The sequence below is a fragment of the Thermoclostridium caenicola genome, from assembly GCF_900142095.1.
Taxonomy (GTDB): domain Bacteria; phylum Bacillota; class Clostridia; order DSM-8532; family DSM-8532; genus Thermoclostridium_A; species Thermoclostridium_A caenicola.
This window is the reverse complement of the sequence record NZ_FQZP01000035.1, coordinates 22578-29611: the sequence shown is the minus strand read 5'-3', so window position 1 is coordinate 29611 and position 7034 is coordinate 22578. Positions and strand designations below refer to the sequence as shown.

Here is a 7034-nt window from a genome sequence, read left to right as displayed (position 1 = left end):
TCTTCATTCTTAATTATCATTTCCGTCACCCAATAATATTTTACTATATTAATGCAAAAAAGCCCAGTTCTCACTGGACTTTTTCGACAGTCTGAAAGGGACAGTTGCCTGTCCCTTTTCCCGTAATCCTGCCTGATATTTTTCCTGCATCTGTTCCCTTTCAGAACGGCAGCCTGATATTCTTTTTCAGAACAAAAAGGGGTACATCCAACCCTTCGGCCAGATGCTCCATGCTCTCCATGACGCAGACAAATTCAACGGGGATGCCGGTCTTTTCCGACACCTGGCGGGTCAGTTCGAGACCGTATTGCACATCCCCGGGGGAGGTCTGATCCAAATAGTGGGTATTGCTGATGAGCCTGGTCACTCTCAGTCGGGAAGCCGCCTGGATCTCCTCCAGGTACTGCAGGGTTTCTTCTACCCCGCCGGTAAGCGGCCTTGCCCGGTTGATGACAAAATGCATGTCATACGCGTCTTTCTCTATATCGTTGTAGTAGCGGCCCAGGACCCTTGCCCCGTCGTCATCCCCGCCCACATCCAGGATCACGTTTTTATCCGGGCTCCTCAGGGCCACCGAGATCTCGGGAACCAGGGCGGGTACATCCACATTGGTATTGGCAAAAAGGGGCGCCAGCACGCGTATGCCCCTGGATTCCAGCCAGTTTTTGGCGTCCAGGCTCCTGAAGAAGGGATTGACGATGTCCATGTCGGCCAGGACCACGTTCTCCCTGTTTTCCTTGATGCCAAAGGCCGCGTTGACCGCGATTTCTGATTTACCACTGCCGTAATGGCCGACAAAGATATTGATCCGCTTCTCAAACATGGTCCTCAACCCCCTGCCTTTCTCTCATACCTGGCTCGTCCGATGACATACAGGTCGTTACCCTGGGTATCGATGATGACCGTGCAGGGCATGTTCTCCACCTCCAGCTTCCTTATGGCTTCGGTTCCCAGATCCTCAAAGGCGATAACCTCGACCTTTTTGATGCAGGAAGCGATGAGGGCAGCCGCTCCGCCCGTGGCTCCGAAATACACCGCGCCGTGTTGCCGGATGGCGTCCACAACCTCCCTGCTGCGGGCACCTTTCCCTATCATTCCCTTAAGGCCCATTTCTATAAGCGTGGGGGCATACGCATCCATGCGCCCGCTGGTGGTGGGTCCTGCAGACCCGATAACTTTTCCCGGAGGCGCAGGGCATGGCCCCACGTAGTAGATGATCTGACCCCTGATATCGAAAGGAAGCGGTTCTCCCTTCCCGATCATCTCTATCATCCGCTTGTGAGCGGCATCCCTTCCCGTGAAAATCGTTCCGCTGATAAGCACCTCGTCACCGGCTTTCAGCTTATGGAGCAGTTCCTGATCAATAATGGGAGCGCGTAAATGAATCGCCATGATTTCACCTCATCAGTAAACCGTATATGGATCGCAGTTCGCCGGTATAGTTACCGTCGGTATCGTAGATGTACAGGGGCGCCAGCAGCTTCATGCCGGGATTCCCGTTGCGGATGCCCATGACGAGCAGGAGCGACGGGGGATCTCCGGGTCTTGGGCACACCATCCTGAGCACTTTCGGCTCCAGCTGGTTTTTCCGCATCTCCACCATGATATCACACAGCCTGTCCGGGCGGTGGACCATGTAGAACTCGCCGCGTACCCTCAACAGATGAGCGGCAGCCTTAACCACATCCTCCAGGGTGCACAGGATCTCATGCCTGGCAATGGCCCTGGATTCATTCGGATTGATCAGCCCGCCGCCGCATCTGGTATAGGGCGGGTTGGTCACCACCACGTCATACTTTCCGACGGGAAGCCTGGAAGCAGCCTCCCGGATGTCCATCTGCTGAATGCTGATGCGGTGGGACAGGCCGTTGCCTTCCACCGAGCGCCTGGCCATGTCTGCAATTTCGGGCTGGATCTCCAGGCCGATGATCTTTTCGGCCTGTGTCCTGGCCGACATGAGGATGGCCACGATACCGCTCCCCGTACCTAAATCCACGACGCTGTCTCCCGGCCCGGCTTTTGCAAAATCAGCCAGAAGCACCGCGTCCATGCCAAACCTGAAGGAATCCTTCTTCTGTATGAGCCAGAGGTTGTTCAGTTGCAAATCTTCCAGCGTCTCGTCATCATAAACCTCGAATCCCAACACGCTCACTCCTGTACGGTCCGGCCGAAGAACAGCACTCTGGCCAGAAGGCCGGCTGTAACAAAAAAGCGGGTCTTGCCCGCGTTGTCCTGTCCTGAAAAGGCTTTGAAGAAAGAGCCAGGTTTTCTGCCTGGCTCCGGTCAATTCTTCCTTATTTGGGCTGCGGAGCTCCCACAGGGCATGCTTCCGCACATGAGCCACAATCGATGCATGCATCCGCATCTATTACATATGTACCGTCACCTTCGGAAATACAGCTAACGGGACATTCGGGTTCACACGCACCACAGCTGATGCATTCCTCGTTGATAAAATATGCCATAAAAACACCTCCACATCATTGTTGGTTTACACCACAGGAATATCCTATACTAATAAACCCCTGATGTCAATTAAATGTCAATTAAATCCAATAATCAATCCGGTAAACCCTTAACTGAAGCCCGTCCCGGCTCAGTCCTCGAGCTCCTTCAGCTCTTCCAGGATCTTGTCTTCCTGGTCGTTCTTCTTCTCGGCATCCCTGACAATTTCCACCTCGTCGATGTGGTATTCCATAATATCGGCGCCCTGCTCGTCGTCCAGCTTCACCTTGATCTTTTCCTTCAGGAGATTGACATAAACCACCGTACCGGGCCCATGGGGAGTTTTGACCACCGCATCCACCTTGGGCATCTTCCTGAGGAGGTACTCGTAGTTTTCCTGCTCATATTTCAGGCAGCACATGAGCCGTCCGCAGGTTCCCGAAATCTTGCTGGGATTGAGGGACAGGGACTGTTCCTTGGCCATCTTGATGGATACGGGATGGAATTCGCACAGATGGGTACAGCAGCAGAGAGTCCTGCCGCATGGACCGAGGGCCCCCATCATCTTCGCCTCGTCCCTGACGCCGATCTGTCTCAGTTCGATTCTGGTTCTGAAGACAGATGCCAGATCCTTGACCAGTTCCCTGAAATCCACGCGGCCATCTGCGGTGAAATAGAACAGGATCTTGTTGTTATCGAAGGTGTATTCCACATCGATGAGCTTCATCTCAAGCCCGTGCTTCCTGATCTTTTCAAGGCATATCCTGAAGGCTTCAACCTCTTTTGCCTTGTTCTCCTCCACATGCTTCAGATCTTCCTCTGTCGCCACGCGGATCACGCTTTTGAGGGGAAGGACGACCTCCTCCTCCGAAACTTCGCGCTTTGCGATGACAACCTTTCCGCATTCAATCCCTCTGGCTGTCTCAACAATAACCATATCGTCCGTGTTGATATCCAGATCACAGGGATCGAAATAGTATATCTTTCCGGCAGTCCTGAAACGGACTCCTACCACATTTATCATAAACGCACCTCTATGCATTCTGTCTTAATCATGGGGTACCAGCGTCACCAAATCCACGGCCAGCTGGTGGTTCATATAGCGCTTCAGATGACTGCGGATCGCATTCACTTCCCGAATAACCGCGATCACGCGCTGCATGCTGCTTCTTCGTGCATACTCCATTAGTTTATCGCGTTTGTCTGAATTGATCAAGTTGCCGGATTTTCCACATAGGATCATCATCACATCCCGATAGGCCGATTCCAGGATATCCAGGCAGTCCGGAAGGGCGTCTTTGTTCCCTGAAAGATGCAGGTTCAGTTCACAATCGGCCGGATCGGGACCGTTCTCGCCCAACATATGCGCAAACACCAGTTCCCTGGTCTTCAGAAATTCCGGGTTCCCCATGATGGCCAGCGCCCTGGCAGGGTTTCCCTCGCTGAAAGCGATGGCGGCATCCATGTCTGCCGAGCTTTTGCCATGCCTTTTCAGGATTTGCCTCATCTCTTCGTCAGAATAACGCCCAAGCCTCAGATGGACCACCCTGGAGCGTATGGTGATCAGAAGCGATTCAAAGCTGTTTGCGGTCATGATGATAACGGCGTAGGGTGGCGGCTCTTCAAGGGTCTTGAGAAGGCAATTCTGAGCCTGGGTCGTCATCCGGTCGGCTTCCTGTATGAGATAGACTTTCCTGCCCTGCGCCGGACGGACCATGATATGGTCGATGAGCTCACGGATCTGCTCGATGAGAATATTGCGCGTTTTCGGAACGATTTCAAAAAAACCCGGATTGGAACCGGCCGCGAAACTTTTGCATCCCCGGCATCTCCCGCAGGGCGCCCGGGCAGGCTCTTCCCCGCAAAGCAGCGTTCTTGCCATTTCACGGGCCAGGGTCTTCTTTCCGATCCCCGGAGGACCCGAAAGCACATAGGCATGGCTCGTCATGCCGGATTTATACTGCTCCATAAACCGTTCCACGACGGCTTTTTGTCCGATGAAATCCAAAACAATCCCTCTCTCAAAGGATCAGGTCAAGAATCAGGCCGCGGATATCTTCAATCCGGCCCAGGATTTCCAGGTGGTTGCGCTCCGTTTTCAGCACTTCCTCGGTGAGTTTTTCCAGGTTTTCATTGATAGAACGGATGATCGCATAGACCCGGTGTCTTCCGCGCCTGTCCAGGAAGCTCTCCTTGGAGAACTTGGAAGAAGCCCGCACCGCCTCGTTGAGAAACTCCGAAACCAGCCGCTTGTATACCTTCAGTTCGGCAATATCGACGTGCTTGGCCAGTTTTTCACCCTGTTTCTCAATCTCCTTGGCCATCTCCTTCAGGACCTCTTCCTGGGCATGACCAAAATGCCTGCTCAGGTGTGAACTGAACTGGGCTGTGCTCTTTCCCTGAACCTTATCCGTTCTTTTGCTCACAGGCCCGGACAGCGCCGCTGGCTTCCTGTCCGAACTGCCACTGTCAATCTTAAGACCCATACCCTTTACCTGCCGGCTTTCTTTAAGAGTTCATCCACATAGCCGCGGATCTCGGCAAAGACCGCGTCCGGGTTCCGGTTGACATCAATGCGCCTGATGCGATCGGGGAAGCTTTTTGCAAGTTCCAGATAACCCGAGTAGACCCGCCTGTGGAAGACCATATCCTCGCTCTCAATCCGGTCCGCTTCCTCACCCTTGGCGTTCCGCCTGGCCATGGCCGTATCGGCATCCACATCCATGAAAAAGGTGATATCCGGCAAACAGCCGTCAATGGCCAGCTGGTTCACCATCCAGACCTTTTCGGTCCCAAGGCCTCTTCCGATGCCCTGGTAAGCCATCGAGGAATCCACAAACCTGTCGCAGATGACCGCCTTGTTTTCGGCCAGTGCCGGCTTGATGATCGTCGACACCAGCTGTGCCCGGGACGCGGCATAAAGCAGCATCTCCGCAACGGCACACATGCCCTGGTTACTGTTGTCCAGCAGGATATCCCGTATCTTCTCACCGATGGACGTCCCGCCCGGCTCGCGCAGGATGAGAACCTCAAGGCCCCGCTGCTTCAGATAGTCGGCGAGGAGCCCGATCTGCGTGGTCTTGCCGGAACCGTCATTGCCTTCAAAGGTGATAAAAATGCCTTCGTTCATCAGTATGACCTCAGTTTTCTTTTGCTTGGCGGATAACGAGTACCCTACCTTCCATTATACCATGAACACGACCGCCTGAACCCTGTATTTCGGTCAGATAACGGACAAGCTCTGCCGAAAATACCTCTCCGGGCATTATCAACGGGATTCCGGGCGGATAGGGCGTGACAGCGGACGCGCTGATCCGGCCGACGGCCCTGGCCAGCTCAACGGCTTCAGCCGGCCTGTCGATGGCATCTCCCGGATTCATGGCCCTTTCAGGAAGTCCCTCGGGCGCTTTGACAACCGAAAGCCTGTCATCCTGCGGGCCTTCGCCATACCTGACGGCTTCGCGGATCCCCGCAAGCAGGTTTTCAAAATCCGCATCGGAATGGAAGGGCGTGGCGATCAGGACTACATGATCTTCATCGGCCATTTCGGCCACAATACCTGAGGATTCACGGAGAATCCTTTCCGCCTGGAAGCCGGTCAGGCCGCAGGGGCCAAAGCTCAGGACGATTCTTGAAAAATCGTTTTCAAGGCCGGGCGCCTCAGGCACGACACGCCTGACACCGCCCATATCCTCAAGCTCCCGTTCAAAGGCCTGTATTCTTCTGTACAGCGCTTCGTAGAGCTGTGCCCCCTCCCGCTCCATGATGTCCCGGGCAATGTCCATGGACGCCATCAGCACATAGGACGGGCTCGTGGTCTGCAGCATGGACAGGCAGCGGAAAAGCCTGCCCGGTTCCAGCAGGGAGGACGGTCCCTCATGGACAAGAGCGGTCTGCGTCATGGCCGGAAGCGTCTTGTGCAGGCTCTGAACGCAGGCATCGGCTCCCAGTCTCAGGGCAGGCTCAGGAAGCAGGTCTGAAAACGCAAAATGGGCTCCATGGGCTTCATCAACCAGGAAGGGAATCCCCACTGATCTGGCAATGCCAATCATGGAACGGATATGGAAGGCAGCGCCGTAATAGTTGGGCCTTGTCAGCAGGATGGCCTCGATATCCGGATGCTCGGAAAGGGCGCTTCTCAGATCTGCTTCCCGGAAGCCAAGGGTCAGGCGTGTTGTCGGATCATACTCCGGCATGAGGAAAACGGGCTCCGCCTTAAGCAACGCGATGGCGTTGAATGCCGCCCTGTGGGCATCCCGGTTGATGAGGATTTTTCCGCCGGGTTTCACCGCGGCGCGGATCATGGCATGTATCCCCACGGTGGAGCCATTAACCGAAAAGTGGGTTGTCCTGGCTCCAAAAGCCCGGGCGGCCAGTTCCTGGGCCATGCGGATAACCCCGTCCGGATCATGGAGACAATCGGAACCCGGGATTTCGGTAATATCCAGGGAACCGATTTCTTTAAACAGGTCTGCAAGTCCCCTTCCCATCACATGCCCGGGCATGTGGAAAGGGAGCGGATGGGTGCCGGAGTAATTCATGAGCATATTGTAGATGGGTGTGTTCCTTTTCGTATCCATGTTTATCAA

General features: G+C 54.6%; 9 protein-coding genes. All 9 read right to left on the bottom strand.

The window, feature by feature from the left end; all coding sequences use genetic code 11:
• Window positions 1-160 precede the first annotated feature (160 nt).
• Window positions 161-823 (bottom strand): hypothetical protein, encoded by a 663-nt coding sequence (locus tag F3H12_RS09380; RefSeq protein WP_149679081.1) that lies wholly within the window; start codon window positions 821-823, stop codon window positions 161-163.
• Between the two features lie 5 nt (window positions 824-828).
• Window positions 829-1392 (bottom strand): Fe-S-containing hydro-lyase, encoded by a 564-nt coding sequence (locus F3H12_RS09375; RefSeq protein ID WP_149679080.1) that lies wholly within the window; start codon window positions 1390-1392, stop codon window positions 829-831.
• Between the two features lie 4 nt (window positions 1393-1396).
• Complete coding sequence (locus tag F3H12_RS09370; RefSeq protein ID WP_340162581.1) at window positions 1397-2146, bottom strand: tRNA1(Val) (adenine(37)-N6)-methyltransferase; 750 nt, start codon at window positions 2144-2146, stop codon at window positions 1397-1399.
• Window positions 2147-2294: 148 nt separating this feature from the next.
• Window positions 2295-2465 carry a DUF362 domain-containing protein gene (locus F3H12_RS09365; RefSeq protein WP_149679078.1) on the bottom strand — a complete coding sequence of 57 codons (171 nt, stop codon included), beginning with the start codon at window positions 2463-2465 and terminating at the stop codon, window positions 2295-2297.
• A 131-nt stretch (window positions 2466-2596) separates the two neighbouring features.
• Window positions 2597-3469 (bottom strand): PSP1 domain-containing protein, encoded by an 873-nt coding sequence (locus F3H12_RS09360; RefSeq protein WP_149679077.1) that lies wholly within the window; start codon window positions 3467-3469, stop codon window positions 2597-2599.
• 24 nt (window positions 3470-3493) lie between these two features.
• Window positions 3494-4453 (bottom strand): DNA polymerase III subunit delta', encoded by a 960-nt coding sequence (gene holB, locus F3H12_RS09355; protein ID WP_149679076.1) that lies wholly within the window; start codon window positions 4451-4453, stop codon window positions 3494-3496.
• A 13-nt stretch (window positions 4454-4466) separates the two neighbouring features.
• Window positions 4467-4931 (bottom strand): YaaR family protein, encoded by a 465-nt coding sequence (locus F3H12_RS09350; RefSeq protein ID WP_149679075.1) that lies wholly within the window; start codon window positions 4929-4931, stop codon window positions 4467-4469.
• Window positions 4932-4936: 5 nt separating this feature from the next.
• On the bottom strand, window positions 4937-5575 hold the full coding sequence (gene tmk / locus F3H12_RS09345) for a dTMP kinase (RefSeq protein ID WP_149679074.1): 639 nt from the start codon (window positions 5573-5575) through the stop codon (window positions 4937-4939).
• Between the two features lie 10 nt (window positions 5576-5585).
• Window positions 5586-7025 carry an aminotransferase class I/II-fold pyridoxal phosphate-dependent enzyme gene (locus tag F3H12_RS13600; RefSeq protein WP_149679073.1) on the bottom strand — a complete coding sequence of 480 codons (1440 nt, stop codon included), beginning with the start codon at window positions 7023-7025 and terminating at the stop codon, window positions 5586-5588.
• Window positions 7026-7034 lie beyond the last annotated feature (9 nt).

Coding starts and splice junctions, on each gene's coding strand:
- F3H12_RS09380 (WP_149679081.1), bottom strand. CDS start 823: ATGTTTGAGAAGCGGATCAATATCTTTGTCGGCCATTACGGCAGTGGT.
- F3H12_RS09375 (WP_149679080.1), bottom strand. CDS start 1,392: ATGGCGATTCATTTACGCGCTCCCATTATTGATCAGGAACTGCTCCAT.
- F3H12_RS09365 (WP_149679078.1), bottom strand. CDS start 2,465: ATGGCATATTTTATCAACGAGGAATGCATCAGCTGTGGTGCGTGTGAA.
- F3H12_RS09360 (WP_149679077.1), bottom strand. CDS start 3,469: ATGATAAATGTGGTAGGAGTCCGTTTCAGGACTGCCGGAAAGATATAC.
- F3H12_RS09350 (WP_149679075.1), bottom strand. CDS start 4,931: ATGGGTCTTAAGATTGACAGTGGCAGTTCGGACAGGAAGCCAGCGGCG.
- tmk (WP_149679074.1), bottom strand. CDS start 5,575: ATGAACGAAGGCATTTTTATCACCTTTGAAGGCAATGACGGTTCCGGC.
- F3H12_RS13600 (WP_149679073.1), bottom strand. CDS start 7,025: ATGGATACGAAAAGGAACACACCCATCTACAATATGCTCATGAATTAC.